General features: G+C 71.9%; 29 protein-coding genes and 1 pseudogene. 18 read left to right on the forward strand and 12 right to left on the reverse strand.

The annotated features are described in order from the left end of the window. Nucleotides 1-74 precede the first annotated feature (74 nt). A complete protein-coding gene (locus K415_RS0100235) occupies nucleotides 75-788 on the forward strand; it encodes a DUF4386 domain-containing protein (protein WP_024285119.1) in 714 nt (237 codons plus the stop codon). On the opposite strand, the gene K415_RS0100240 is transcribed toward K415_RS0100235, so the two are convergent. Beyond that, entirely contained in the window at nucleotides 783-1259 is a 477-nt protein-coding gene (locus tag K415_RS0100240) for a nitroreductase/quinone reductase family protein (RefSeq protein ID WP_024285120.1), read from the reverse strand. The two genes, K415_RS0100235 and K415_RS0100240, sit on opposite strands and share 6 nt — an antisense overlap. A 131-nt stretch (nucleotides 1260-1390) precedes the next feature. On the opposite strand from K415_RS0100240, the gene K415_RS0100245 reads away from it, so the two are divergent. From K415_RS0100245 to K415_RS0100255, 3 genes are read left to right on the forward strand one after another with little or no spacing between them, the layout of a single operon-like run. Then, entirely contained in the window at nucleotides 1391-1840 is a 450-nt protein-coding gene (locus K415_RS0100245; RefSeq protein WP_024285121.1) for a helix-turn-helix transcriptional regulator, read from the forward strand. A 5-nt stretch (nucleotides 1841-1845) separates the two neighbouring features. Further along, a complete protein-coding gene (locus tag K415_RS0100250) occupies nucleotides 1846-2256 on the forward strand; it encodes a VOC family protein (RefSeq protein WP_024285122.1) in 411 nt (136 codons plus the stop codon). Between the two features lie 48 nt (nucleotides 2257-2304). Further along, a complete protein-coding gene (locus K415_RS0100255; RefSeq protein WP_024285123.1) occupies nucleotides 2305-4743 on the forward strand; it encodes an excinuclease ABC subunit UvrA in 2439 nt (812 codons plus the stop codon). Nucleotides 4744-4815: 72 nt separating this feature from the next. Here K415_RS0100255 and K415_RS0100260 read toward each other — a convergent pair whose 3' ends face one another. Next, on the reverse strand, nucleotides 4816-6657 hold the full coding sequence (locus tag K415_RS0100260; RefSeq protein WP_197024607.1) for an NAD-binding protein: 1842 nt from the start codon (nucleotides 6655-6657) through the stop codon (nucleotides 4816-4818). A 125-nt stretch (nucleotides 6658-6782) separates the two neighbouring features. Here K415_RS0100260 and K415_RS24400 point away from each other — a divergent pair, with 125 nt between their 5' ends. The 4 genes and pseudogenes from K415_RS24400 to K415_RS0100280 all read left to right on the forward strand — a co-directional run bounded on the left by K415_RS24400 (nucleotide 6783) and on the right by K415_RS0100280 (nucleotide 8762). Then, nucleotides 6783-6914, forward strand: a complete 132-nt coding sequence (locus tag K415_RS24400; RefSeq protein ID WP_231494789.1) for a pentapeptide repeat-containing protein — start codon at nucleotides 6783-6785, stop codon at nucleotides 6912-6914. Next, nucleotides 6869-7144 (forward strand): annotated as a pseudogene (locus tag K415_RS24405) (DinB family protein); the annotation flags it as partial. The gene K415_RS24400 and the pseudogene K415_RS24405, both read left to right, overlap by 46 nt. A gap of 206 nt (nucleotides 7145-7350) precedes the next feature. Next, nucleotides 7351-7563: a hypothetical protein gene (locus tag K415_RS0100275; RefSeq protein WP_155859297.1), complete on the forward strand. Its 213-nt coding sequence runs from the start codon at nucleotides 7351-7353 to the stop codon at nucleotides 7561-7563. A 47-nt stretch (nucleotides 7564-7610) separates the two neighbouring features. Next, nucleotides 7611-8762 (forward strand): FIST signal transduction protein, encoded by a 1152-nt coding sequence (locus tag K415_RS0100280; RefSeq protein WP_024285127.1) that lies wholly within the window; start codon nucleotides 7611-7613, stop codon nucleotides 8760-8762. 79 nt (nucleotides 8763-8841) lie between these two features. On the opposite strand, the gene K415_RS0100285 is transcribed toward K415_RS0100280, so the two are convergent. Together K415_RS0100285 and K415_RS24965 are read right to left on the reverse strand one after the other, a co-directional pair. Continuing rightward, nucleotides 8842-9708, reverse strand: a complete 867-nt coding sequence (locus K415_RS0100285; protein WP_024285128.1) for an alpha/beta fold hydrolase — start codon at nucleotides 9706-9708, stop codon at nucleotides 8842-8844. Nucleotides 9709-9857: 149 nt separating this feature from the next. Continuing rightward, on the reverse strand, nucleotides 9858-11450 hold the full coding sequence (locus K415_RS24965; protein WP_197024609.1) for a GGDEF domain-containing protein: 1593 nt from the start codon (nucleotides 11448-11450) through the stop codon (nucleotides 9858-9860). Nucleotides 11451-11828: 378 nt separating this feature from the next. On the opposite strand from K415_RS24965, the gene K415_RS0100295 reads away from it, so the two are divergent. Beyond that, the gene (locus K415_RS0100295) at nucleotides 11829-12116 is read left to right on the forward strand and encodes a DUF1905 domain-containing protein (RefSeq protein WP_024285130.1); all 288 of its coding nucleotides are present in this window, start codon (nucleotides 11829-11831) and stop codon (nucleotides 12114-12116) included. Between the two features lie 44 nt (nucleotides 12117-12160). Then, entirely contained in the window at nucleotides 12161-12865 is a 705-nt protein-coding gene (locus tag K415_RS0100300) for a M23 family metallopeptidase (RefSeq protein WP_024285131.1), read from the forward strand. A 36-nt stretch (nucleotides 12866-12901) separates the two neighbouring features. Here the strand turns inward: K415_RS0100300 and K415_RS0100305 are convergent, their stop codons facing one another. Beyond that, nucleotides 12902-13213: a DUF5808 domain-containing protein gene (locus K415_RS0100305; RefSeq protein ID WP_024285132.1), complete on the reverse strand. Its 312-nt coding sequence runs from the start codon at nucleotides 13211-13213 to the stop codon at nucleotides 12902-12904. Nucleotides 13214-13477: 264 nt separating this feature from the next. Here K415_RS0100305 and K415_RS0100310 point away from each other — a divergent pair, with 264 nt between their 5' ends. Continuing rightward, a complete protein-coding gene (locus K415_RS0100310; RefSeq protein WP_024285133.1) occupies nucleotides 13478-14365 on the forward strand; it encodes a fructose bisphosphate aldolase in 888 nt (295 codons plus the stop codon). A 23-nt stretch (nucleotides 14366-14388) separates the two neighbouring features. On the opposite strand, the gene K415_RS0100315 is transcribed toward K415_RS0100310, so the two are convergent. Next, nucleotides 14389-15348: a DUF389 domain-containing protein gene (locus K415_RS0100315; protein WP_024285134.1), complete on the reverse strand. Its 960-nt coding sequence runs from the start codon at nucleotides 15346-15348 to the stop codon at nucleotides 14389-14391. A gap of 129 nt (nucleotides 15349-15477) precedes the next feature. Between K415_RS0100315 and K415_RS0100320 the strand changes: the two genes are divergently transcribed. The 3 genes from K415_RS0100320 (at nucleotide 15478) to K415_RS0100330 (ending at nucleotide 18658) form a co-directional block, all read left to right on the forward strand. Continuing rightward, on the forward strand, nucleotides 15478-15780 hold the full coding sequence (locus K415_RS0100320; RefSeq protein ID WP_024285135.1) for a DUF1905 domain-containing protein: 303 nt from the start codon (nucleotides 15478-15480) through the stop codon (nucleotides 15778-15780). A 77-nt stretch (nucleotides 15781-15857) separates the two neighbouring features. Further along, nucleotides 15858-17705, forward strand: a complete 1848-nt coding sequence (nhaA, locus tag K415_RS0100325; RefSeq protein ID WP_024285136.1) for a Na+/H+ antiporter NhaA — start codon at nucleotides 15858-15860, stop codon at nucleotides 17703-17705. Nucleotides 17706-17782: 77 nt separating this feature from the next. Further along, a complete protein-coding gene (locus tag K415_RS0100330; protein WP_024285137.1) occupies nucleotides 17783-18658 on the forward strand; it encodes an LLM class F420-dependent oxidoreductase in 876 nt (291 codons plus the stop codon). A gap of 117 nt (nucleotides 18659-18775) precedes the next feature. Here K415_RS0100330 and K415_RS0100335 read toward each other — a convergent pair whose 3' ends face one another. From K415_RS0100335 to K415_RS0100345, 3 genes are all read right to left on the reverse strand, one after another. Further along, nucleotides 18776-19003, reverse strand: coding sequence for a hypothetical protein (locus K415_RS0100335; RefSeq protein ID WP_024285138.1), 228 nt, complete (start codon nucleotides 19001-19003; stop codon nucleotides 18776-18778). Nucleotides 19004-19097: 94 nt separating this feature from the next. Further along, nucleotides 19098-19478 carry a 4a-hydroxytetrahydrobiopterin dehydratase gene (locus K415_RS22340; protein ID WP_024285139.1) on the reverse strand — a complete coding sequence of 127 codons (381 nt, stop codon included), beginning with the start codon at nucleotides 19476-19478 and terminating at the stop codon, nucleotides 19098-19100. Further along, nucleotides 19475-20026 (reverse strand): DUF664 domain-containing protein, encoded by a 552-nt coding sequence (locus K415_RS0100345; protein WP_024285140.1) that lies wholly within the window; start codon nucleotides 20024-20026, stop codon nucleotides 19475-19477. Before K415_RS0100345 ends, K415_RS22340 begins: the two co-directional genes overlap by 4 nt. A 57-nt stretch (nucleotides 20027-20083) precedes the next feature. On the opposite strand from K415_RS0100345, the gene K415_RS0100350 reads away from it, so the two are divergent. Beyond that, nucleotides 20084-21049, forward strand: coding sequence for a YafY family protein (locus K415_RS0100350; RefSeq protein WP_024285141.1), 966 nt, complete (start codon nucleotides 20084-20086; stop codon nucleotides 21047-21049). A 333-nt stretch (nucleotides 21050-21382) separates the two neighbouring features. Here K415_RS0100350 and K415_RS0100355 read toward each other — a convergent pair whose 3' ends face one another. Beyond that, nucleotides 21383-23074: a SulP family inorganic anion transporter gene (locus K415_RS0100355; RefSeq protein WP_024285142.1), complete on the reverse strand. Its 1692-nt coding sequence runs from the start codon at nucleotides 23072-23074 to the stop codon at nucleotides 21383-21385. 119 nt (nucleotides 23075-23193) lie between these two features. On the opposite strand from K415_RS0100355, the gene K415_RS0100360 reads away from it, so the two are divergent. Next, nucleotides 23194-23703: a methylglyoxal synthase gene (locus K415_RS0100360; protein WP_081784812.1), complete on the forward strand. Its 510-nt coding sequence runs from the start codon at nucleotides 23194-23196 to the stop codon at nucleotides 23701-23703. Nucleotides 23704-23803: 100 nt separating this feature from the next. Beyond that, the gene (locus K415_RS0100365; RefSeq protein ID WP_024285144.1) at nucleotides 23804-24484 is read left to right on the forward strand and encodes a hypothetical protein; all 681 of its coding nucleotides are present in this window, start codon (nucleotides 23804-23806) and stop codon (nucleotides 24482-24484) included. A 25-nt stretch (nucleotides 24485-24509) separates the two neighbouring features. Here K415_RS0100365 and K415_RS0100370 read toward each other — a convergent pair whose 3' ends face one another. Continuing rightward, on the reverse strand, nucleotides 24510-25184 hold the full coding sequence (locus K415_RS0100370; protein WP_024285145.1) for a dienelactone hydrolase family protein: 675 nt from the start codon (nucleotides 25182-25184) through the stop codon (nucleotides 24510-24512). 154 nt (nucleotides 25185-25338) lie between these two features. Here K415_RS0100370 and K415_RS0100375 point away from each other — a divergent pair, with 154 nt between their 5' ends. Continuing rightward, on the forward strand, nucleotides 25339-25560 hold the full coding sequence (locus K415_RS0100375) for a hypothetical protein (protein ID WP_155859299.1): 222 nt from the start codon (nucleotides 25339-25341) through the stop codon (nucleotides 25558-25560). 54 nt (nucleotides 25561-25614) lie between these two features. Here the strand turns inward: K415_RS0100375 and K415_RS0100380 are convergent, their stop codons facing one another. Further along, complete coding sequence (locus K415_RS0100380; protein ID WP_024285147.1) at nucleotides 25615-26436, reverse strand: helix-turn-helix domain-containing protein; 822 nt, start codon at nucleotides 26434-26436, stop codon at nucleotides 25615-25617. Between the last annotated feature and the right edge of the window lie 34 nt (nucleotides 26437-26470).

Genomic DNA, 26470 nt, shown 5'->3' on the forward strand with positions numbered 1-26470 from the left:
CTGTCGAACCAGGCCGCCGCTCTGTCGCGGTGACCTCCCCCCTGCACGCCCGCACACACCTCGAAGGAGCAGTCATGACCACCCTGAACAGCACTGCACGACTCACCGGCCTTGCCTACCTCGGCCTCGCCATCTCCGGCATGCTCGGCTTCCTCCTGGTCCGCCAGCAGCTCTACGTGCCCGGCGACGCGGTCGCGACCACCGCCAACCTCGTCGGGAACGAGGTGCTCGCCCGTCTCGGCATCGCCGTCGACCTCACGGTCGTGCTCACCCAGGCGCTTGCGGCACTGTGGTTCTTCAAGCTCTTCCGACGCGTCGACGCCTTCGCGGCCGGAGCGATCGCGGCGTTCGGCCTCGTCAATGCCGTGGTCATCCTCGTCGCGGCAGTGTTCTCGGCCACCGCACTCGACGTGGCGCTGGGCGGAACCGCCCCGGCCGGTGACCAGGCCGCGACCGCACAGCTCCTGTACGAGCTCACCGACGCCTCGTGGAACCTCGGCGGCATGTTCTTCGGCCTGTGGCTCATCCCGATGGGGTGGTTGGCCTGGCGCTCCGGCTACCTGCCGCGGTCGCTCGGCTGGGTGCTCATGGTCGGAGGCGTCGGCTACATCCTCAGCACCTACGTCATCTACCTCGCGCCGGGTCTCGCCGACTCGTCCTCCGCGCTCACCGTCCCCGCCACGGTCGGCGAGCTCTGGATGGTCGGCCACCTGCTCTGGAAGGGAGTCGGCCCCGCCACGGACACGACGACACCCACCCAGGCGGTGTCATCGCCACGACCGTCATAGCGGTCGCGCGGCCGGCTCGAGGACGACCACGGGCGTCGCGGTGGACCGGCGGGCGGCGTAGCCGTCGAGGTCCGAGTCCACCGCAGCCCACCTCTGCCACAGGCGATCACGCTCCTGCCCCACCGCCTCACGTGCGCGCACGGAGCGGGGGTGCTGTCCCGCCAGCCGGACGACGGCGTCGGGTCGAGCCTCGAGGTTGAGCCACCACGAGGGATGCCCCTCGTCCCAGCCGTTCATCGCGAGCGCGACCAGGTCCGGGCCGTCCTCGAGGTAGCCGAGGATGACGCTGCGCTCCTGCCCGGACTTCCGCCCGATCGTCGTCAGGCGCAGCGCGCCCCAGCCCCGCTTGTTCGACGTGGTCCACAAGAAGCGCCCGCCGCTGAGGCGGTGGAGCGCACGATGGACGCGCCAGGCCGTGTGCACGACCCACGGCGGCGGGATCTTCGGCGGTCTGTCACCCGCTGTGCTCATCGTCGAGTCCTCCCCGGCTGCGTGACGCAGAGGCTCCACCGTATCGGCGGGGTCCACGCGCACGCAGCGGGTCTGGCCATCGCGTCGTCCGACGCTAGGCATCCCCGGCGCGACATGGCACGATCCTGCAGATGACGAGCAGCCCGGCCGAGGCGCAGCGCCTGCGCGATCTCGCGCGGCTGCGCCGCATCCGCGACCGGATCGATCGGGAGCATGCGCAGCCACTGAACATCGAGACGCTGGCCCGCGGCGCGCACATGTCGGCCGGCCACCTGAGCCGCGAGTTCCGGCGGGCCTTCGGCGAGTCGCCGTACAGCTACCTGATGACACGGCGCATCGAGCGCGCGATGGCGTTGCTGCGTCGTGGCGACCTCAGCGTCACCGAGGTCTGCTTCGCGGTCGGCTGTCAGTCGTTGGGGACCTTCAGCACCCGGTTCACCGAGCTGGTCGGTGTGCCGCCCAGCACGTACCGACGGGAGGCGGGGCGCACGACGGCGGGGCTCCCGTCCTGCGTGGTCAAGCAGGTCACCCGACCGGTCAGGAATCGAGAAGCGCTCGCTGCTCAGGGGCACCTACCGTGACCGACATGAACCTCACCATTCACTACACGTTCCTCCCGCACACCGATCCGGAGGCCTCCCTGGCCTTCTACCGCGACACCCTCGGCTTCGAGGTGCGCAACGACGTGGGCTACGGCGACCTGCGCTGGATCACCGTCGGCCCGCCCGGCCAGCCGACCACGTCCATCGTCCTCAACCCGCCGGCCGCCGATCCCGGCCTCACCGACGACGAGCGGCGCACCATCGCCGAGCTGATGGCCAAGGGCAGCTACGGAGCAGTCGTCCTGGCCACCGCGGACGTCGACGGGGCGTTCGCCGCGGTGGAGGCCAGCGGTGCCGAGGTGGCCCAGGAGCCGACCGACCAGCCGTACGGCGTCCGCGACTGCGCGTTCCGCGACCCGGCAGGCAACATGGTCCGTATCCAGCAGCCACACTGAACGTTCGCTCGCGGCCATGACCCGCGCTGCCTCAGAGACGGAGACACGATGAGCATGGCCACGAGCACGGACTCGACGTCGCCCGCCGGGCACGGCACGTCGCCCGCCGACAGCCACGACCTCATCCGGGTGCATGGCGCGCGCGAGAACAACCTCAAGAACGTCAGCGTCGAGATCCCGAAGCGCCGGCTGACGGTGTTCACCGGCGTCTCCGGCTCGGGGAAGAGCTCGTTGGTCTTCGACACGATCGCCGCGGAGTCGCAGCGGATGATCAACGAGACCTACAGCGCCTTCGTCCAGGGCTTCATGCCGACCCTGGCGCGGCCCGACGTCGAGGTCCTCGAGGGCCTGACCACGGCGATCATCGTCGACCAGGAGCGGATGGGTGCCAACGTCCGCTCGACGGTCGGCACCGCCACCGACGCCAACGCCCTGCTGCGCATCCTCTTCAGCCGACTCGGGCAGCCGCACATCGGCTCGCCGCAGGCGTACTCGTTCAACGTCCCGTCCGTCACCGGGGTCGGCCAGATCAAGGTCGACAAGGGTGCGGCGACGCATGCCGAGAAGCGCTCCTACTCGGTGACCGGGGGCATGTGCCCGCGGTGCGAGGGCATGGGGTCCGTGTCCGACATCGACCTGAGCCAGCTGTACGACGGCACCAAGTCCCTTGCCGAGGGAGCGATCACCGTCCCGGGATACAGCGTCGACGGGTGGTACGGCCGGATCTTTGGCGCCGTGGTCCCCTCTGACGTGCCGATCGGTCAGTTCACCAAGAAGCAGCTGCAGGAGTTCCTCTACGGCGAGGCCCGGAAGATCAAGGTCGAGGGCATCAACCTCACCTACGAGGGGCTCGTGCCCAAGATCCAGAAGTCGATGCTGTCCAAGGACGTCGACACCATGCAGCCGCACATCCGCGCGTTCGTCGAGCGGGCCGTGACGTTCCAGCCGTGTCCGGAGTGCGAGGGCACCCGGCTCGCCGCGCCGGCCCGTTCGTCGAGGATCCACGGCGTCAACATCGCCGACGCCTGCGCGATGCAGATCACCGACCTGGCCGAGTGGGTACGCGGCCTGGCCGAGCCTGGTGACACCTCCCGCGCGCACAGTGGCGAGGCCGGCGCGCTGGGGACGGTCGGCCCTCTGCTCAGGGGCCTGGCACACCTGCTCGACTCGTTCGTCGAGATCGGGCTCGGCTACCTCTCGCTCGACCGCCCGTCGGGGACGCTGTCCGGAGGCGAGGCACAGCGGACGAAGATGATCCGGCACCTCGGGTCGTCCCTGACGGACGTCACCTACGTCTTCGACGAGCCGACCATCGGTCTGCACCCGCACGACATCCAGCGGATGAACACGCTGCTGCGTCAGCTGCGGGACAAGGGCAACACCGTGCTGGTGGTCGAGCACAAGCCGGAGATGATCGCGATCGCCGACCACGTGGTCGACCTCGGCCCCGGCGCCGGTCCCGCGGGCGGCCGGGTGGTGTTCGAGGGCAGCGTCGAGGGGCTGCGAGGGAGCGGCACGCTCACCGGCCGCCACCTGGACGATCGCGCCTCGCTCAAGCCGTCGGTGCGCAGGTCCGCCGGCGCGCTGGAGATCCGCGGCGCGAGCACGCACAACCTGCGCGGCGTCGACGTCGACATCCCGCTCGGCGTGCTGGTCGTGGTGACCGGGGTGGCCGGCTCCGGCAAGAGCTCGCTCATCCACGGCTCGGTGGCCGGCCGCGACGGGGTGGTGGCGATCGACCAGACGGCGATCCGCGGCTCGCGGCGGAGCAACCCGGCGACCTACACGGGCCTGCTGGAGCCGATCCGCAAGGCGTTCGCGAAGGCCAACGGCGTCAAGCCCGCGCTGTTCAGCGCCAACTCCGAGGGCGCCTGCCCGGTCTGCAACGGCGCAGGGGTCATCTACACCGACCTCGGCTTCATGGCCACCTTCGAGACCACCTGCGAGGTCTGCGAGGGCAAGCGGTTCGACGCCTCGGTGCTGGAGTACCACCTCGGCGGGCGCGACATCAGCGAGGTGCTCGCGATGCCGGTGATCGAGGCCAGAGAGTTCTTCGGTCCCGGTGAGGCGCACACGCCCGCGGCACACGCAGTCCTCCAGCGCCTCGCCGACGTCGGGCTCGGGTACCTGACCCTGGGCCAGCCGCTCACCACGTTGTCCGGCGGCGAACGGCAGCGGCTCAAGCTGGCCACCCGGATAGGCGAGAAGGGCGGCGTCTACGTCCTCGACGAGCCGACGAACGGCCTGCACCTCGCCGACGTCGAGCAGCTGCTCGGCCTGCTCGACCGGATCGTCGACTCCGGGAAGTCGGTCATCGTCATCGAGCACCACCAGGCGGTCATGGCGCACGCCGACTGGATCATCGATCTCGGCCCCGGCGCCGGGCACGACGGCGGCCGGATCGTCTTCGAGGGCACACCGGCCGACCTCGTCGCGGCGCGCTCCACCCTCACCGGCCAGCACCTCGCGGCCTACGTCGGCGCCTGACCGACAGCTCGTCCGGGACACCGAGCCAGCCCACAGCGCCACCGGTCGCTGACCTCGCCCAGTCGCGTCGGCTCAGGCGATCGGCGGGACCACGGACCCCGACGGGATGCCGGGTCGTCCCGCGCTCGACGACAGCGCGTCCTGGCGCAGCAGGCCGAGCAGCTCCTCGTGCGGGCCGACCACGAACGCCTCGTCGCCCGCCTCGAGCGTCGTCCACCGCCGCACGACCCGGTGCACCGCCTGCTCGCCGCTGTGCCGCACGGACAGCACGCGGCTCCGTCCGGTCAGGGCGTCGAGGCGCGCCCCGTCCAGGCCTCCGCCACCCGTGACCTGCACGCGCGCGTACAGCAGCGGGACGTCGCCCGCGAAGAACGTGCCCAGAACCTCCAGGCCGAGGGCGGCACCGACGAACCACGGGGCGGCCAGCTCGTCGGTGGACCGCACGTGGGTGAACCCGAACGCCTGTCGCACGGTCGCTGCGAGCCGTGGGTCGAACAGCCGCAGCGCGACAGGCACGTCAGTGCGCTCGCCGAGCCAGTCACGCACCGCGAGGGCGACCTCCAGATTCGTCAGGTCGTCGGAGGTGAGCACGGCCACAGCCCTGGCCCGGCCGAGGTTCACCAGCTCCAGGGTGCGGGCGAGCGTGGCATCACCGAGGACGACCTTGGCACCGAGCCCGCGCACCTGGGCCAGGTACCGGTTGCTCTCGTCGGTCTCGACCACGACGACGGGCGTCCCGGCCGCGACCACCGACTCGACCACGCGGACCCCGACCGAGCCCAGCCCCACGACGATCACGTGCCCGCGCAGGTCGGTGACCTGCCCGTGGCCGAGCGACTCCTGCAGCCGCTGCGAGACGAGCAGGTTCGTCAGCAACGCGTAGACGAGGGCCGCGAGGACTGCTCCGGCGACCATGAGCAGCACGGCGTAGCCGCGTAGCCAGGCAGGCTGCTCGCGGAAGCTGAAGTCGCCGTAGCCGATGGTGCCGATGGTCTCGGCGGTGAAGTAGAGGGCGTCGAGCACCGACATGCGGGTGCCGTCGGGTTCGCGGTAGCCGACCATCAGGACGACGATCGAGAGCCCGCCGAGCCCCAGGAGCGTGGCGAGCGCCCGGCGCAGCCGACTGTCGGTGGCCCGGGCGACAGCCCGGCCCCAGTGACGCAGCACCCCGGTCGGGCCCCGCTCGTCGTCGGCTCCGCCGGCGCGCGGGTGCCGGGCCCCGGGCTGGCCCGGCAGCTGGCCCGACGGGCGTCGGAGGACCTCGTCCCACGCGGTCGCGGGGCCGAGCATGCTCACCTCGTCGCCCGTGCGCACCTCCAGGTCGCGTCCTGGGCAGACGACCGGCTCGCTGGTCCCGTCGGGTCGCTGCACGGACAACGGGACCAGCACCTCGCCGAACATGTCCCGCAGCAGGCCGTCGCGTGGCGCAGCCACCGTGCGCACCTGGACCACCTCGTCGGCGACCCGCAGCCCGTGTCCCTGGTCACCGAGGCACGCCTCGACGACCGAGGGCGACGCGATCGTCGCCACGTCGAGCACCAGGATGCCGGCGTCGGCCCGCACGGCGCGCGCGACGGCCGGGTTGCGGATCTGGGCGACGACCGTCACCTCGGGGCGCAACCGACGGGCGAGCAGCGCGGTCTCCAGCGCTCCGAGGTCGGTCGAGGACAGGCAGACCACGGCGCGCGCGTCCTGCAGCCCGGCAGCGCCGAGCGCGGCGGCGGCACCGTCGTGATGCTGGACGACTGTCGCACCCAGGGCGGTCGCGGCGTGGACCGCGCCGGGTCGGGCGCCGTCGTCCACCGCGACGACGTCCAGGCCGAGCGCGACGAGATGCTCGACGACGCGCAGGCCCAGGCCTTCGAGCCCGTGCACGATGACATGCCCGGCCGGTCCCGCCACACGGTGCTCCATGACGGCATGATCCCGCACCATCCGGGTACGCGGGCGCGCGACGTCGATCCGCATCGAGCTGCCGGTAGGTCGCGCCGCATCCGTGTCGATGGCGGCCTGTCGGTGGGTGTGGCTAGGGTCCGGCCATGGCCGACTTCACTGGCGACGACCTGCACGGCGCGCGCTTCGAGCGCGTCGACCTGAGCGGTGCCGAGCTCCGCACCGTCGACCTCTCCCGCGGGACCGCGAGGTCCGGCCCTCGCTCGAGGAGGTCCTGACGTTGCGCCGGGACCGGCTGACGACCGTGCGCACCCTGATCGGCAGCCTGACCGACGAGTCCCTGGCGAGGGACACCGAGCCGGTCGAAGGGGCCGGCTGGCCCCCGCCGAGGAGCTTTCCGGTACGCGAGTGCCTGCTGATCCTCCTCAACGAGGAGTGGCACCACCGGCAGGTCGCCGAGCGGGACCTCGACGCCCTGGAGGCGGGAGCGGGACGCCGGGCGACCTGACCGGCGTCGATGGGCCTCGGCCCCGCCGCTCGTCGAGCACGCGCCCGACGAGCGGCGGGCATGCACGCGCGGGTCCCTGCCACGGACTCGCCCGCGCGGAGGATGCCCGGCAACTCAGGGCAGAGCGCCGCACCGACGACTCATGACCGCCCGACCGGGGTCGATAGGGCAGGTGTCCGGATGTGTCCTGCGATGGAGGGGACCGGGTGTCAGCAGCGACTCTGCACACTCTCGATGATGTGCGCGAGGCTCTGAACATCACGCTGGGTGCCAACACGGCGTCCCTCGGCCCGATCAGCACCCGCGTCCTGATGCGGACCGGGGCGAGCATCAAGACGCCCCGTCCGGATCAGAACGCCGACCAGGTGCTCATCGGCAAGGTCGTCACGGCCCTCGCCGAGATGGGCTATCCGCTGTGATGGCGCCCACCTCCCCGTCCCGTCCGATCACCGATGTTGGAGCTCCCATGACCGTGCCCGTCCGCACCGACCAGTCCGTCAGCAGGGCGCACGGCACCGGCCCCGCGTCCGAGGCGGTCGCATCGATCGTCACCACACTTCGCGCCGAGCTGGCCGGACGGCCCGCATCGGTCGTGCTGTACTTCGCCTCCGCTGACTACTCACCCACGGATCTCGCCGGCCCGCTCACGGCCGCGTTCGAGGGTGCGTCCGTCATCGGCTGCTCGACCGCGGGCGAGTTCACAGACCACGCGAGCGGCACGCACGGCGTGACAGCGGTCGCGCTGCCCGCCGGGATCGCCGGTCGGCACGCCGCCGCGCTCGGTCACCTCGGGAACGACGCGGCCGCCGGCACGTCAGAGGCGCTCAGGACGATCGAGACCGAGCTCGGCACCCCGCTGCGGGACCTCGACCCTGAGACCTGGGTCGGCTTCGTGCTGATCGACGGCATGCACGGTGCCGAGGAGGTCGTCAACGAGCAGATCGGCAATGCCGCGCCACTGCTCAACGTCGTGGGTGGCTCGGCCGGTGACGACCTCGCCTTCGAGCGCACCTGGGTAGCGGTCGGTGACCAGGTGTCGTGGCAGGGTGTCGCGTTCGTCATCGCCGAGGTCCTGGTGCCGTTCGAGGTCGTCAAGACCTGCTCCTTCACGCCGACGGGAACCGTGCTGCGGATCACCAAGGCCGATGTCGCGACGCGGACCGTCTGGGAGTTCGACGGCCGGCCCGCCCTCGACGTCTACGCCGAGTCGTTGGGTCTTGCTACGACCGCAGTCGACGCGTCCGCCTTCCTGGAGCACCCGGTCGGGCTCATGGTCGACGGCGTTCCGTTCATCCGGAGCCCGCAGCAGATCGTCGAGGGCGGGGGTATCCGCTTCTACTGCCAGATCCTCGAGGGGATGGATGTCGAGCTCATGCAGGGCGGTGACCTGGTGGCGGACACGGCCGCAGCCGTCTCGGCGGCCCGCGAGAGCCTGGGAACGGCCAGCGGCGCGGTCTACTTCAACTGCATCCTCCGTCGCCTCGAGCTCGATGCCTTGGACCAGACCGAGCCGTTCGTCGATGCGCTCGGCGGCATCCCGAGCGCCGGCTTCCACACCTACGGCGAGACGTGGCTCGGCCACATCAACCAGACCCTGACGGGAGTGGTCTTCGCCTGACCGGCAAGGACGGCACGGAGCTCGAGTCCACCGCGGAGTGACGGATGCGGCTCGCCGACCACCTGGCGATCCGCATCCGTCACTCCGCGTCGACGAGCACCTCGCGCAGGCGCGCGGCGAAGGCCTCCGGCTCCCCCGTCTGACCGAACCCCTCGCCGAGGAACCCGCCGTGGTGGCTCGGGAAGACCGCCAGCTCCAGACCCAGCCCGGCGGCGAGTGCGGTGGCGGTGCGCCAGGTGAGCAGGCCCTGGCTCTCGATGCCCGCGGCGATCACGACGCGGGTCGACGCAGCGGCGAGCGCCCGGACGTCCGGCCGGTAGACGGTCACGGGTGCGGACGCGCCGGACAGCAGCGGGTCGTCCCGCGACCCGTCGTCGTGGGTCGGCAGACCGAAGATCGCGGGGTCGGGGGTCTCACTGCCGAACTCCGCGGTGAACTCGCCCTTCCAGGACGTCAGGGCGATGAACATCGCCATCCCTGCGCCCCACCCGCGCTGGTGGTACACCTCCTGGACGCGACGCTCGGCGGCGAAGGCGTGCTCCGCGTCGGGCAGGACGCCGATCACGGGCGGCTCGTGCGCCACGACGGTGCGCACATCCTCGGGGTGGGCGGTCACGAGGGCCAGCGCCGTCACGGCCCCGCCACTGCTCCCGAAGAGCTCCACCGGCCCGGCACCGAGCGCGGCGACAAGCAGGTGCAGGTCCTCGGCCTGCTGCTCCGGCCTGTGCTCGATGCTGTCGTCGCTACGGACGCTCCGTCCGAGACCCCGGGGGTCGTACGTCACCACGGTCCGGTCGGGGAAGAACGAGGCGAGCGTGGTGAAGCCGCTCGCGTCCATCGGTTGGCCGATGAGCAGGAGAGGCGGGCTGTCGTCTACCGTCGGCAGCGGACCGCGGACGTCGTAGGTCAGCGTGGCGCCTGGCACGTCGAGGGCATGGGTCGTCATTGCGGCACTCCTGTCGCTCGGGTCGAGTGCGCCGGGTGCGGACGCTCCGGCGCATCCGCCCATCCTGATCGACCTGGCGCGGCTGGGGAAGCACCCGCCCGAACCCGCCCCGCCACCCGCCCTGTCACCGGCGTGCCGGTCGAGCACGTCTAGCCGTTCGTGGTGACGCGGTTGCGCCCGGCGCGCTTGGCGGCGCTCAGCGCAGCGTCCGCGGCCTGCCAAGGGTCATCGCTCTCGTGGAGGGCGGGGCCGACACCGATCGACACGGTGACGGACAGACCATCGCGCAGGCTGCCCCAGGGCCAGCCCGCGACGGCGGAGCGCACCCGCTCGGCGACGGCCTGGGCAACCCCTTCGTCGCCGGCAGGCAGGATGAGGAACTCGTCACCGCCGTAGCGGATCAGCACGTCATGGTCACGGGACTGCGACCGCAGGATGTCCGCCAGCATGCGGAGCACCTCATCACCCACGGCGTGCGAGAACGTGTCGTTGATGGTCTTGAAGTCGTCCACGTCGACGAAGACCGCCCAGGGGTGGTGCAGCCCCAGGTCGAGGGTCTGGGCGAGGAGGCGCCGGTTCCCGAGACCCGTCAGCGGGTCCTGCAGGACGGCACGTCCCATCCGGTGGGTCTCGGCGGTGAGCTCGCGCAGCTGGTGCCGGTCCTGCAGCGCAGCGAAGCGCCCCTCGCGCTCGGACCACACCCGCGCCAGCGCCGCGCTGGCCACCGACCGCATGAGACCGACCGCAGGATGAGGTCCCACCTGGGCCTCGTGAAGGTCGGCGAGGGCCCACCGACCCGTCGCTGCCCACATCTCCCGGCCGGCCGCCTCCGCGCCGGCGATCAGCTCGTGCAGATGCTCCTGTGCGACGGCGAACTGGGAGGCGTCGGCCGCGGCTCTGGCCAAGATCAGGTGGAGCAGATGCGTCTCGACGAGCTCCGGTCGAGGGTCGAACCGGTGCCTGGCGTCCAGGGCACGCGCCGCGGCCAGGCCCGCATCGGACAGGTGCATCATCGCGTAGGCCTCGATCACCTCCCCGCGTGCCACCATCTGCTCGTTGCCGAGCTCGCGAGCCAGGCGCACCATGCGGCGGGCTCGGGCCGCACTGAGCGCGAACCGCACGGCCGCCTCCGCCTGCCGGCCGATCAGGACCAGGCTCGCCGCCCAGAAGGCGCTGAGGAGTGCCAGCTCCTGGGCGACCAGGACCTCCACCGACGGGCTCTCGACGACCCGAATGCCTGAGAGCGCCGAGTCGGCCTCCTCGAGCAGGTTCACCGAGCGCAGCGCCAACGCCACCGCCATGCTCGCCGACAGGTGCCCGTAGCTGCCCGCCGGGATGGCGCGGATGAGCCAGTCCGCCTCCGCCATCGCCGCCATCGCCCGGCCGTGCTGCCCCATCCGGGCACTCGCCTCAGCGATCACGGCCAGGGCCTTCGCTCGCCAGACCGGCTCGAGCGCGTCGTCGATGTCCCGCAGGAGCGTCTCGGCCACCTCGATCGCCTCGCGGTCACGTCCCAGCTCCTGCAGGGCGATCGCCTCGATGTAGAAGAAGTACCGCGTCGTGACCACATCGGCGGCCGCCTGGGTCAGGCGGACCCACCGACGGCACGCTTCGACGGCGCGCTCGGCGAACCCGTCGATGTAGTAGCCGTGCGCCACGTCGGACAAGGGGTCGAACGGGCCGTACTCCGAGGGCGCGACCAGGCCAGAGCGCGGCTGAGGTGGGTCCGTACGCCCCTGCACCCGATACGCCTCCTCCGCCTGGCCGACCATCTGACGCGGTGAGACCCGGCGCCGTCGCCTGGGCCATGACCGCACGGTCGCGCCACCTTGTTCTTCGGCGCGGGCCGCAGCCGATGTGAGCCCCCGAGCGGGTGATCACGCTGCCATCGAACCAGGTTCCCCGGCGGGCGGCGCGGGGTGCCCGCCCTACGCCCGGTACTCGATCCGGAACACCGGGTAGTACTCGGCGACGTCGGCGAGCTCCGCCGCCGACGGTTCGGTCGCCAGACCGAAGTAGGACCGCGCCTGCTTGGCGTAGGACTCCGCGCTGCTGCGCGCGCGCGCCGCCCGCAGGTACGACTCGTGCGGCCGCGGGACCTCGCTCCCTATGCTGGCCGGGTGCAGCTGGAGTTCGCCGGCGAGGTGTGGACGTGGCGGGGACCGTCGCCGTTCCACTTCGTCACCGTCCCGGAGGACGAGAGCGCCGAGCTCAAGGCGACGTCCGACAGCGTGACGTACGGGTGGGGCATGATCCCGGTCGAGGTCCGGATCGGGTCGACCACGTGGACGACCGCGCTGTTCCCCAAGGACGGCCGGTACGTCGTGCCGCTGAAGGACGCGGTTCGCACCGCCGAGCGGATCGCGGTCGGCGACACCGTGACCATCCGTCTGACCGTCGACGTCTGAGCTGACCTCGGCCGCCGCGATCGCTCCCGACCTATGCTGCCTGGATGACCGAGATGCTGCCGGCGCGGAGCTCGCCAGTCCAGGCGATCGTGCTCTCCCTGCCGTTCGCGGGCCTGTGGTTGGCGAGGAACAGCCCGGCCCGCCGGGTCCCGAGTCACGGGACCGATCTGCTGGGCGAGCGGTATGCCATCGACTTCGTCGGTGTGGACCATCGTCGCCGGACCGCGGACCGCCGTGACTGGCGGACCGTCCTCGCCACCGAGCCGGCAGAGCGGTTCTTCGCCTTCGGCCGGCCGATCCTGGCACCGGCCGACGGCATCGTCGTCGACGTGCACGACGGCGAGATCGATCACGCGGCGAGGCGGTCACAGCTGAGCCTGGTGCCCTATGCGTTCGGTCAGGCGGCGCGGCTCCGGCAAGGAGTGGGGGCGATCGCCGGCAACTATCTGATCATCGCGCTGCGCGACTCCGGCGCGTTCGTCGCCCTGGTACATCTGCGAGCCGGCTCCCTCGCCGTCGCCGTCGGCGAGGGCGTGAGGACGGGGCAGCGGGTCGCGGACTGCGGCAACTCCGGCAACTCGACCCAGCCGCACGTGCATGTGCAGGTCATGGACAGCGCGGACCTGTCCGTCGCCCGAGGCGTCCCGATGGCATTTCGGCACTTCCGCGAGTGGCCCCGTGGCGCGAGGGATGGCCAGGTCAGGGAGTCCGGCCTGCCGAGCGAGGGTGCGGTCGTCAGTCGCGCCTAGAAGCTCCTCCCCGCCGAAGCTCTTCGCGCCGCGCCCTCAGCGCGCGGCGACCTTCTGCTGGACGAGGGCGACCACCCTGCCGACGTTGACGGTCCAGCCGACGCCGAACACCCGAGGGTTGATCAGCTTCTCGCTCTGCGGAGCCCACACCCGCTCCCTGAACCGCGCGATCGTCGGGACCCGCAGGTCGTAGGGCACGAACCCGGCGACAACGCCGTTCCAGTCCCGCTCCGCCGGCGGGGTGCGCAGCTCCTTGACGACGGCGGCGACGAACAGCCCGATCGCCACGAGACGAATCAGGTCCCGGAACCCGTGCCGTTCCGTGTCGCGCTCGTGATGCGATCCCATCTCAGCCTCCTGGTCAGCAGCGTCTCACCCATGATCCACCCGACCGACGACCCGAGCCACGCAGATCGCCCGGCCCGTTCGGCGCCGCGGGGCGACGCCCCGCAGTCACGACTCCGGAGCGCCCACCGTCGGGTCGCAGACCGACCCACGACGCACCGCGATCGGAGGACACTGGAACCAGGGCGTCGTCCCACAACCCCGCACCCGCGAGGTCGGCCAGCACCGTCGATGGGTCGAGCGCCTCGAGAAGGACGGAGGGGCTCGATGAACGGCGAACAGCTCCAGAAGATGGCGACGGCGCAGGGGTTCATCGCCGCCCTCGACCAGAGCGGCGGCAGCACGCCGAAGGCCCTTCGGCTGTACGGCATCGACGAGTCCGCGTGGGCCGACGAGGCAGGGATGTTCGACCTCGTCCACGAGATGCGCACCCGCATCATCACCAGCCCGGTCTTCACCGGCGAGCGGATCCTCGGCGCGATCCTGTTCGAGAAGACGATGGACCGGCAGATCGGTGGCATGGGAGCCGCCGAGTACCTCTGGCAGACGAAGGGGGTCGTGCCCTTCCTCAAGGTGGACAAGGGCCTGGCCGACGAGGCTGACGGCACCCGGGTGATGAAGCCGATCCCGGACCTGGACGACCTCCTGGCCCGCGCCGTCGGGCACGGCGTGTTCGGCACCAAGATGCGCTCGGTCATCACGCTCGCGGACAGGACCGGCATCGCCGCGGTGGTCGGCCAGCAGCTCGAGATCGCCCGACAGATCCTGGCGGCGGGGCTCGTCCCGATCGTCGAGCCGGAGATCGACATCCACAGCCCGGAGAAGGCCGAGGCCGAGGAGCTGCTCCGGTCGGCCCTGCTCGCCGAGCTCGACCTGCTCGCCGACGACCAGCGCGTCATGCTCAAGCTGACGCTCCCGGAGCAGGACGGTCTGCTCACGCCGCTCGTCGAGCACCCTCGGGTGCTGCGGGTCGCGGCGCTGTCCGGCGGGTACAGCCGCGCCGAGGCGACAGCGCGACTCGCACGCCAGCCCGGCGTCATCGCGAGCTTCTCCCGGGCGCTGACCGAAGGGCTGACCGCCCAGCAGAGCGCCGAGGAGTTCGACGCCGTGCTCGACGCGTCGATCGCCGGCATCTACGCGGCGTCGATCACCTGACACCGCTCGGGAAGCGCGACGGATCAGTCGTGCGGTGACCGCGCCGAGCGCTCGACCCGACGCCGCGCGGCGCGCGACCACAGCGCCTTCTGGACGAGCAGGGTCAGCCACCCGGCGAGCGCCATGCCTGTGAGGTTGATGACCAGCTGGAGCGAGCTGCCCCAGATCTCCTCCCCGACGCCGAAGGCGAGTCCCAGCGCGACGTTCCCTGCTGCGGGGATCGTCGTGACCGAGATGAACACGCCCGACAGGCCGCCGACCCGCGCGGAGGTCAGCGATAGGACACCGGCGGCCGCAGCGACCACGGCCACGATGAAGGACCACTTGTCCGGGGTGTAGATGAACGCCGTTCCGGGTCGCGGACCGACCACGTCCTGCACCGTGACCCACCCGAGGGCCCGGGCAAGGAGCGCTGCCGCGCCGGTGACGAGGATCGCGACGGCGAACCCGACCACGAGGGTGCGCGCGGCCCGCTTGGCGAGCCCGAACCGACGACGCACCAGGGCGACGCCCAGGGCGGCCACGGCACCGAACTCGGGGCCGAGCACCATCGCGCCGATCACGAGGATCTGGGAGTCCAGCACGATCGCGATCCCTGCGATGAGCGTCGCCAGGCACATGAAGATGACGTACGTCCAGTTCAGCTCGGAGTCGTCGTAGGCCTGCTGCGTGACGTCCGCCCAGACCACGGAGTCGGCGCTGCTGCCCGGCGCCAGCCGGTCCGCCTCGTAGCCGGCCTGCGACATCCACGCCTGCACCGGCTCGATCTGCAGGCTGCCGGTCTTGTGCACGCCGAGCGACCGCAACCGCTCGACCACGTCGTTGGCCGCCTCGCGAGCGACGTCGGCCAGCACCAGGTCACCGATCGGCCGGACCGAGGCGCCACGGATACGGGAGAGGCTGCTCACCGCCGGGTCCTCGGTCAGCAGCGCGACGACGCGATCGCTGAGATCGGCAGTGACCGAGATCCGCACGTGCAGCACGCACGTATTGTGCACCGCCTCCGGTCCACCGGCCGGTGCCGGCGGCACGAACAGCCTCATGGTCCGATGTCCGAGTCCACCCCGATGTCCGAGCAGCCCGATGTCCGAGCACGCTGCGACGATGCGGTCATGACCTACGAGTTCGACGCCCCGCTCTGGCTCTGGGACGCCCGCGCGACCGACAGCTGGACCTTCGCCAGCCTGCCCGAGGACACCGCCGACGAGATCCTCGAGGTGGCCGCACCTGTCGCCCGCGGGTTCGGATCGGTGCGCGTGGAGGTCACCGTGGGCCGCACGACCTGGCGGACGTCGATCTTCCCGGACAGCACGCGCCGCACCTACGCGCTGCCGATCAAGCGCGCGGTCCGCCGGGCGGAGCACCTCGAGGCGGGCGGCACCGCCCACGTCCGGCTCAGCCTGCTCGACGTCTGACCTCCGGCCTCGCCGCCTCGTCGGCCGCCCACGGCAGCCGAGACGGCCGGGTCATGGTGGTCAGCTAGCCTGAGCCGATGGCTCGCCGGCCCCGTGGACGCACGACGCTGCACGCGCAGCTGTCCGCGCCGCTGCGGCGCTTCCTCGGGACCGAGTCGGCCGGCGCGGCCCTCCTGGTGGCCGCCGCGGCGGTCGCGCTGGCGTGGGCGAACTCGCCGGCGTCCGGCGCGTACGAGGAGATCCTCGGCCTGCCGGTCTCGCTGAGCATCGGCGAGGCCACCCTGTCGATGAGCGCCCACCACTGGGTCAACGACGGCCTCATGACCGCCTTCTTCTTCGTCATCGGCCTGGAGGTCCGTCGCGAGCTCTCCCTGGGCGAGCTCACCGACCGGCGGCGGATCGTCGTGCCGACGGTCGCCGGACTCGTCGGCATGGTCGTCCCGGCGCTGCTCTACCTCGCCGTCAACCCGGCCGGGGAGGCGGCCCGCGGGTGGGGCGTCGTCATCGGCACCGACACCGCGTTCCTGCTCGGCGCGCTCGCCGTCGTCGGACCGCGTCTGTCCACACAGCTGCGGCTCTTCCTGCTGACGATGACGGTGATCGACGACATCCTCGCCGTCACGGTGATCGGGGTGGCGTACTCCGACGGCGTGGCACCCATGCCGCTCGCCGCCGCCGTCGCCTGCCTCGTCGCTCTGGTGGTGCTCGCCCGACGAGGCGTCTGGCAGGCATCCCCGTACGTCGTCGTGCTGGTGGTGCTCTGGTTCGCCACGCTCGAGTCCGGCGTGCACCCGTCGATCGCCGGGATGCTGTCCGGGCTGCTGGTGCCGGCGCTGGCGCCGCGACGCGAGGTCGTCGAAGGTGCGGCGTCGCTCGCGCGGGCGTTCCGCCAGTCGCCCCTGCCGAGCGTCGGCCGCACGGCCCAGCGCGGCATCGTGCGCGCGATCTCGGTCAACGAGAGGCTCCAGGCCGTCCTCCACCCGTGGACGAGCTACGTCGTGGTCCCGGTCTTCGCCCTGGCCAACGCCGGGATCGACCTGCGCGACGGCGCCCTCCAGGACGCGCTGCGCTCGCCGGTGACCTGGGGCGTGGTGGCCGGTCTCGTCCTGGGAAAGCTCATCGGGATCAGCGGCGGCACGTTCCTCGCGCTGCGGGCCGGCTGGGGACGGCTGCCGCAGGGCGTCGGCCCGGGCCAGGTGACCGGCGGCGCGGCACTGTCCGGGATCGGCTTCACGGTCTCGCTCCTCATCGCCGGTCTCGCCTTCGGCGACGGTCTGCGCGAGGAGGCAGCGGTGGGTGTGCTCATCGCCGCCGTGCTCGCGACGGGGCTCGGCTGGGTGGCCTTCCGGCTCGCCGCCGTGCTCCTCGGCGAGCGCACCGCCGAGCTCCCGCGGGTGCTGGCCGACCCGGTGGCACCCGACCGCGACCACATCCGGGGACCGGAGACCGCACCGCTCACGCTCGTGGAGTACCTGGACTTCGAGTGCCCGTTCTGCGCGAAGGCGACCGGCGTCGGACGGGAGCTGCGGGAGCACTTCGGGGACCGGCTTCGCTACGTCGTCCGGCACCTCCCGCTGCCCGATGTGCATCCGCACGCCGAACAGGCGGCGATGGCAGCCGAGGCCGCGGGGGCCCAGGGCCGGTTCTGGGAGATGCACGACCTGCTCTTCGCCCACCAGGACCGGCTCGAGCCGGAGCACCTCGTCCGCTACGCCGAGAAGCTCGGCCTGGACGTCGACCGGTTCGTCGAGGACCTGTCCGACGAGCGCCTCGCCGCACGCATCCGCGAGGACGTGGCCGGGGCCGAGGCCAGCGGCGCCCGGAGCACCCCGACGTTCTTCGTCATGGCGGACCGGCACGTCGACGCGTACGACGCCGCGACGCTCATCGAGCGGCTGGAACGGCACGCGGCCCGGGCCGTCTGACGGGTTGACTTCGAGCACGCTCGAAGGGAGAGACTCGACCGGTCGGCGTCCGCCGGCATCTGGCGAAGGGAGCCGCCATGCGGGTGGGTGTGCACGTCTTCCGGTTCGACGCCGTCCGGCCCGACCAGCTGCGGCGCGAGCTGGCCGACACCTGCGAGGCCGTGGAGGCCGGCGGGATCAGCTGGCTGTCCGTGATGGACCACTGGTTCCAGATGCCGGGCTACCCGGCGGACGACCCGATGCTCGAGGCGTACACGACCCTGGGCTTCCTGGCCGGGCACACGTCGACCACCCAGCTCGGCGTCCTGGTCACGGGCGTGACCTACCGCCACCCGGGTCTGCTCGCCAAGATCGCGGCGACGCTCGACGTGCTGTCCGGCGGCCGCGCGACCCTCGGCATCGGTGCGGCCTGGTACGAGCGCGAGCACCTCGCACTCGGCGTGCCGTACCCGCCCCTGGCGGAGCGGTTCGAGCGCTTGGCGGAGACCCTCCGGATCTGCCTGCAGATGTGGGACCCGGACGACGACGGCCCCTTCGAGGGCACGCACTACCGGCTGGCGGAGACCCTCTGCTCGCCGCTGCCGCTCAGCAGGCCGCATCCGGAGGTCCTGATCGGCGGCTCCGGCGAACGCAAGACGCTGCGCCTGGTCGCGCAGTACGGCGACGCGTGCAACTTCTTCCCGTCCTCCCCCGAACAGGTCGCGCACAAGATCGACGTGCTCCACCGGCACTGCGACGACGTCGGCCGCGACCCGGCCGAGATCCGGGTCACCCTGCTGGACCCGGGGCCGGAGCTCGCGCGCGGGGATGCCGCCGGGTTCGCCGGACGGATGGCGCCCTTCGCGGCGCTCGGCGTGGAGAGCGTCATCGTGATGCCGCCGGAGGGCAGCCTCGCCGCCTGGGTGCGGACGCAGGTGGCCCCCGCGGTGCCGCTCCTGGCCGACCTCGGCTGAGGCGGGCGCGTGCGGCTGAGGCGGGCGGGCTCGCCGCATGCGTGCGATCATGTCCCGAAGGCCGTCATCCGTCTCGCCGCGGATGGCGGCCCTTCTCAACCGCCTGGTCCCTGGCGCTCAGCTCGCCAGGAGCCTCGCCGGCTCGGCGCAGACGTCCCAGCGCGGGGCAAGCTGCGCCGGAGGGTACTCGGGCGGCGGACCGCCGAAGAAGCACTCGCAGGGCCCGTCGTAGTGGCGGTACTCCGTCGACGGGCGGGCGGCGCACGGCACACCGACTCGACGGTCCGACCCCCGGTCGAAGCTCGGGTTGGTCAGGACCTCCCAGTCACCGTCGATGTGCGCCATGTATGTCCATCGGCGGGCAAGCATGGTCATGTGAGCGATAACGCGGGATGAACGTGAGTCGCCTCGGCCACGGTCCGTCACGGCCCTGGTTCAGTCACGGCCCCGGTTCAGTCACGGCCCATCCAGGTGGCCACGTCGACCTCGTTGCCCTCCGCGTCGGCAGGGTCCACCACGCGGGCGCGTGGGCGTCGGTCACCAGGTGGCCGCCCTCCTCGGTCAGGCCCAGGACGTCGTGCGTGAACAACCGCACCGTCACACCGGAGTACCGCAGGTCGACGTCCGGGTGGTGGTTCGCGGCGTCGGCCTGCTCGCCGATCCGGTCGACCAGGGCGACGCCGGTCGCGAACGACCCGGTGCGGAAGTACGCGCAGGCGCCGAACGCCAGCACCCGCCAGTCCTGCACGCCGTCGGAGTCGTGGAACTGCCTCGCCGTGATCTGCCCGGTCATGGTCGTCACCTCGGCGTCGGTGGTCATGGCTGCGGCGGGTCCTCGCCCACCAGGCCGTCGGTCGCCTCTCGGAAGAGGTCGGCGTGGCCGGTGTGCCGGGCGTACTCGTCGTGCACGTCCACCAGGACCCGCCGGAAATTCGGTGTCTCGCCGGTGCCGGCGTCACGCTTCGACGGCTGGTCGAGACCTCCGTCGGCGAGCACCGTGGCCCACGCCGCCCGGGACCGCTCGACGGCATCGCGCCAGAGCGCGTAGAGCTCCTCAGGAGAGTCGTCGGCTGCCGAGCGCCACTCCCAGTCGGGTCCGTCGTAGCCGGACCACTGCCGTCCGTACGGCGGCCCGCCGAGGTCCTCGGCGGTGCGCTGGTCCTCGACCAGGGCCAGGTGCTTGATCAGGCCGGCCAGGGTCATGGCCGACGGTGGGTGCGGCGCGTGCAGGGCGGCCGCGTCGAGCCCGCCGACCTTCCAGGCGAACTGCGCACGCGAGCGCTCCAGGGCGAAGAGCAGCATCTCGACCTCGCCGGCAGTCATCGAGGGTTCGTGGATCGTGGTGTCCAGCTCGGTGTTCTCGGTCATGGCCGAGACGCTAGGGTGCATTCCGGACGTTCTACTACCGGATTGGAAGAGAATTCGGTGAAGCTCGACGAGAGCCCGACGGCGCGGGTGCTGCTCGCCCTCGATCTGGTCCAGGGCAGCCCAGGCATCACCGCGGACCGGCTGGCGGACAAGCTCGGCGTCTCGGAGCGGGCGGCCCGGCGGTACGTCGCCATCCTGCGTGAGGCCGGCATCCCGATCGACTCGGTACGTGGCCGCTACGGCGGCTACCGCGTCGGCCGCGGACTGCGGCTCCCACCCCTGGTGTTCAGCGCCGCCGAAGCCCTGGGCCTGGTCATGGCCGTGCTCGACGGCCACCACGACGCAGGCGATCCCGTCGACCCGGTCGGCAGCGCCCTCGGCAAGATCATGCGAGCACTGCCCGAGCCGGTCGCCGCGCAGGCCGAGGCCGTCCGCCGGACCGCGGCACCGGCGCCCGACCGCGCCGCGGCTCGGCCCGACCCCGGGATCACGGCCGTGCTCGTCCAGGCCTGCTCGGACCACCGGCGGGTGCGGCTCGGGTACCGCTCCGAGGCCGGCTCCGACTGGGTCGCCGACGTCGAGCCCTGGGCTGTCGTCGTCCGCCACGGCCGGTGGTACCTGCTGTGCCGATCCCTGCGCAGTGACGCCCTGCGCGCCTACCGGGTCGACCGGGTCCGCGGCGCCGAGGTGCTCGGCGACACGTTCAGCCCACCCTCGGGCCTGGACCCGGTCGCCCTGCTCGAGGAGCATCTCGCCGTGGGATGGGAGCACGACGCCGAGGTCGTCATCGACGCGCCCGTCGACACCGTGGCACGGTGCCTCCCCCGCTCCCTCGGGGTGCTCGATCCCCTCGACGCCGGCACCACGCGACTGGTCGGCAGCACCAGCAACCCGCAGTGGTACGCCCAGGAGCTCACGGCGATCCCCGCGTCCTACCGGATCGTCAGGTCCCCGGCGGTCCAGGAGGCCGCGCGACTGCTCGGGCAGCGACTGCTGGCGGCCGGCGGTCAGCCGCCTGCCTGACGCCGACGGCGCTCAGCCCGCCAGGAGCCTCGCCGCCGCTGCACAGAAGTCCCAGCGCGGGGCAAGCTGCGTCGGTGGGTACTCGGGCGGCGGGCCGCCGAAGAAGCACTCGCAGGGCCCGTCGTAGTGGCGGTACTCCGTCGACGGGCGGGCGGCACACGGCACACCGACTCGACAGTCCGGCCCCCGGGTGAGTCCCGGGTTCGGCAGGACCTCGCCATCGCCGCCGACGTGTTCCATGCAGAGCCCATCGTGCGGACGCATGATCGTGTGAGCGACCACACGGGTGAATCCGTCGCCCGTCCGTCGACCCTGCCTCCGGCACTCGTCGACTCAGATGTCGTAGGTCCGGCGATAGGCCTTGACCGCGCTGTTCACGGTGGGGAAGAAGTGGTCCGGACCGAACCTGCTGCCGACACCGAACCTGACCAGACGGTCCTTGATCGGGCCCTTCATCTCCGCGAAGACCAGACTGATCCCGGCGCGGTCGAGGTGGTCGTCGAGCTCGACGAGATCATCGATCGCCGTGGTGTCGACCCCGGTGATGGGCTCTGCGGCGACGACCACCCACCGCACCGGTCCGGGTGCCTCCGCGACGAGCCGGCGGACGTGGGCGTCGAACACGTCACCGTTGGCGAAGAACAGCGGAGCGTCGAAGCGGGCGATCACCAGACCGGGGATGCGCCGGCCCTCGGGATGCCGACTCAGGTCGTGGTACCCGGGCACGTCCTCGATGCTGACCAGCTCCGTGCGGTACGGGTCCCACGCCTGCCGCACGAATGCCATCAACGACAGGCCGATCGCCACGACGATGCCCTGGAGCACCCCGATGAAGGCGACTCCGAGGAAGGCCGCGATGAGCAGCGCGGTCTCGATGCGGCTCATCCGCGCGAGGCGCACCAGGGTCGTGACGTCCACCATCGAGGCAGCGGCGACGATGACGACGGCGGCGAGCGTGCTGGACGGCAGGTAGGCGGGTAGACCGGGTGCCAGGGCCATGAACGCGACCAGCAGCGCTGCCGCCACGACCCCGACCAGCTGGGTGCGTGCCCCGGCCTGGACGGCCACGGGCGTCCGCGACGCGCTGCCGGACACCGGGAATCCGCCGAGCAGCCCGCTCGCAGCGTTCGCGACACCCAGAGCACCCATCTCCTGGTTGCCGTCGGCGGTGTAACCGTGACGGCTCGCCAGGGCCCGGGAGAGGACGCTGGTGTCCGCGAAGGCGATGAGGGCGATCCCTGCGGCAGGCCCCAGGAGGTCCATGACATCGCTCAGCTGCAGTCCCGACAGGGCCGGCGCCGGGAGCCCCGGGGGCAGGGCGCCGACCACCGGAAGCCTTCCCCCGAGGCCGAGGACGGCCGTCGCGGTCGCTGATCCGACGACCGCCAGCACGACCCCCGGCAGCGTCGAGCGGAGCAGCCTCGGAACGACGATCGCGCCCAACGAGCCGATGCCGATCACCACGGCCGCGCCGTTGGCCTCGCCGTCGGCCAGGCCACGGATCGTCTGCCCGAGGTAGTCCCACACCGAGCCTCCCCGGACGGAGATCCCCAGCAGCTTGGGCAGCTGGGCGGCGATCACGACCAGCGCGATGCCGTTGAGGTAGCCGACCCGGATGGGTTTGGAGAGCAGTCGGGTGACGAAACCGAGCCGGAGCGCCCGACCGGCCATCAGGATCAGGCCCATGAGCAGGGCCAGCATCCCGGCCAGCGACACGGCGCGTCCGGAGCTGCCGAGGGCCAGCGGCAGGACGGCCGCGGCGATCATGGGTGCCAGCGACGAGTCCGGTCCCAGCACCAGGACCCGTGACGGCCCGAAGACCGCGTAGGCGAGCAGCGGCACGATCGTCGCGTACAGACCCGTGACAGGAGGCAACCCGGCGGCCTCGGCATAGGCCATCCCGGCCGGGATCAGCAGCGCCACGAGGACGGCCCCCGCGGTCAGATCGGGCCGGAGCCACGACCTCTCGTAGCGTCGGGCCACACCGACGCCGGGGAAGATCGTCTCGACCCGTCCGCGGCCCATCGTGCCAGCGTAGGCCGCGGCTTTCCGAACCGGTGGCGACCCGTGCATGATGGGCACGTCGCTCCGGCGACGTGCCCTCCGTCGACGCTGCCGGCAACCCGTAGAGCTCGGAGGCAGTCATGGCATCGATCAGCGCCTCGAACCCCGCTCCACCCGTCTCGGACGCCGCTGCCCTGACGCCGCGGACGACCCCTCGGCACATCGCACTCGTCGCGCACGACAACATGAAGGTCGATCTGCTCCGGTGGGCCGAGTACAACCGCGGGACGTTGGCCCAGCACGTGCTCTACGCGACCGGCACCACCGGGACGATGCTCGAGTACGAGCTCGGGCTGAAGGTCCATCGGTTCCTGTCCGGACCCGTGGGCGGTGACCAGCAGATCGGCGCGCGGATCGCCGAGGGCCTCATCACCATGCTGATCTTCTTCTGGGATCCGCTCGAACCCCAGCCCCACGACCCCGACGTCAAGGCGCTGCTGCGCATCGGCACCGTCTGGAACGTGCCGATGGCGTGCAACGTCGCGTCGGCCGACCTCATGATCTCCAGCCCGCTCCTCGCGAGCGCGTACGAGGGCCAGCGGCCGGACCACGGCCCCCGCACCTGGGACGGGACGGTCCCGACCGCCTGACCAGGCGCATCCCGTCCTGCCGAATCAGGCCACCGCTGCCGCCGCAGAGGTCGATGATTGTCCGTGTGACCGGAACCCGACCGACGGAGCGCGCAGTCCCATGACCCAACGCGAGACGATCTTGCGGGTCCTGCGACTCGCAACCCACCCGCTGGACGACGACGAGCTGGCGAGACGGACCGAGATCAGCCCGCGACAGACCGTGAACCAGGTCTGCCGGTTGCTTGAGAGCGAGGGCTTTCTCGCGCGCGTGATGGGTCCGAACGGGAAGATCGTGAACTCCCTCGGACTGGCGCACCGGCACCAGCCCGCGACTCCCGCCCCGGCACCGGCTGCCACCGCAGCACCGGCACTCCCGGGGATGTCGGCGGAGCAGCGGACTGCCGAGCGGTACATGCTCGACACGCTCGGGGAGCGGCTCGGCCTGGCGCTCGATCCGTGCCGCCTCCACCTTGACGACGGCCTGCGGGTCGAGGTCGACGGGACGGACGTCGACCGTACTGTCCTCGTCGAGTGCTGGGCGCATCACGGCCCGGCGACGTCCGCCCAGAAGCACAAGCTGATGAACGACGCGCTCAAGCTCTACTGGATCGGGGCGACGCTGCCCAACGATCCGCGGCTCATCCTCTGCCTCAGCGATGCGGCCGCGGTGAGTCACCTCAAGGGTGGCTCGTGGCAGGGCCAGGCGCTGCATGACCTGGGCATCGACGTGGAGGTGGTCTCCCTGCCGGACGCCGTCGACGGCGCGGTGATCGCCGCCCGAGCACGGTCATCCCGCTGAGCATGCCGACGGCAGCCAGGCTGAGCTAGCCCTTCTCGAGGAGCTCGCGGCGCAGGAAGGCGACCGTCCGGTCGAAGGCGAGCCCGGCCGCCGCCGGGACGTAGGCGTCGCGCGACGGCTCGGCGAACCAGTGACCCGTGCCCGGATAGCGATGCAGCCCGACCTCGCGGCCAGCCGTGCGGAGCGTCGAGTCGAGGGCCGTGACGCCCTCCTCCGGCTCGTACTCGTCGTTCTCGGCGAAGTGACCGAGGACCGGCGTCCGGGCCTGGCTCAGGGTCGGGCCCTGCATCGTGCCGTAGTAGACGACCGAGGCGACGACCTCGGGCCGGCGGGCGGGGAGCCAGAGGGCCCACGGCGCGCCCATCGAGAAGCCGATCGCCGCCACCCTGGCCGTCGGATCACCGATCGCGGCGACCAGGGCGTCGACCGACGCGAGGACGAAGGCGTCGGCCACGTCCTCCTCGAGCGACTCGGAGAGCCGTTCAGCCTCCTCGATCGTCGTCGCCAGGCGACCCTCGAACAGGTCCGGAGCGGCGACGGCGAACCCGGCGTCAGCGAGCCGATCGGCATACGCGACGACGTCGTCGTTCAGGCCCCACCACGCGTGCAGGACGACGACGCCGGCCGGAGGCGTCCCGCGCTGGGGCGACAGGTGGAGCGACGTCGTCCGGTCACCGATGGTGAGGGTCTCTCGTGTCATCGGCCGAGGCTAGCGCGGGCCCCCGACAGGGCGCCAAGGCTCCGACGATCACGGTGCGGTCGTGTCAGTGGCCCACCCGACAATCGAGTTCTGACGCGCGATCGCCGCCGGCACGGGCACCGCAGCCGAGGGAAGAGCCGAGGGAGAAGGACACATGCACCCAGAGATCGGAATGATCATCTACCACGAGAGGCTCCGCGAGATCGAGCAGGAGCACCACGTCCGCCAGGCCGCGCGCGAGCGGGCCGCCGGCACCCCTTCCCCCGCTCGGGATGCCCGACGCGTCGTTCCCCGCCGCACGTGGCACGGTCTGACCCTGCGGTCCCGGACCGTGGCCGAGCACGGTGGCCCGGCGGTGCAGTGCCCGCAGGCCTGACTCGCGGCCGGAGCGGGCGCGCCGTGCCTGCGCGACCCGCCGGACACCGCCGACTCAGGCCGATCGACCCCGCCGTCGGTCGCCGTCCGACGTCGCAAGGGCCATCAGCCGACCGCGGAGCACGCCACCCAGGTGCTGGACGCGGAAGCTGTCCCACTGGACGTCCGGATCGGGTTCGAGGTGCGCGACGACGATTCCGGTGAGCACGAACGCCGGCGTCGACCACTCCGCGAACCGGCTCGAACCGAAGGCCCGGAGGGTCCGCGTCTCGCTGACGAGATCGGGGTCGGCCAGCGCGGCGACGACCATCCCGGTCATGGTCGCGCCGACCGCGCGGGCCACCAGCTCGAACCCGTCCCGACCGGTCAGGGGCGGCGCGATCCGGTAGCCCAGCAGCCCGGCCGTCTCGGCGAAGACCGCGGCCCGGCCCGCGGTGAAACGGCGCTCGGTCTCGCTGAGCGCCGCGCCGACAGCACCCCGCAGCTCGCCGTCGGGCAGGCCGAGGAACGTCGCCCGGAGGGCGATGTAGGTACGGAAGTGCACCGAGGTCGAGATCCGCTCGAGATCCGACTGGGATGCGGTCCGCAACAGCTCGACGCCGAAGTCACGACGACCGGCCTCGGTGTGCAGCTCGGTCGCGCGGTCCGCCAGGAGGTCGCTCACCGCGTCCGCCAGCGGCAGGCTGACCTCGCCCAGGTCGTTGCCCCGGGCCAGCTCGAGCAGCAGGTCGCTCAGGAACAGGTCCTTGTACGGCCAGCGCCGGTACGCCGACGTCCTGGAGACCCCCGCCGCACGGATCACCTCCTCGAGGCTGAGGTGCTCGAGGCTGACGCTCATCCCCCGCTCGCCCATCAGGCTCAGGGCCGCGTCGAGCATCCTGCGCTCCGTCTCGGCGTCACTCAGCCTGCCC

The sequence above is a fragment of the Cellulomonas sp. KRMCY2 genome, assembly GCF_000526515.1.
In the GTDB taxonomy this organism is placed as follows: domain Bacteria; phylum Actinomycetota; class Actinomycetes; order Actinomycetales; family Cellulomonadaceae; genus Actinotalea.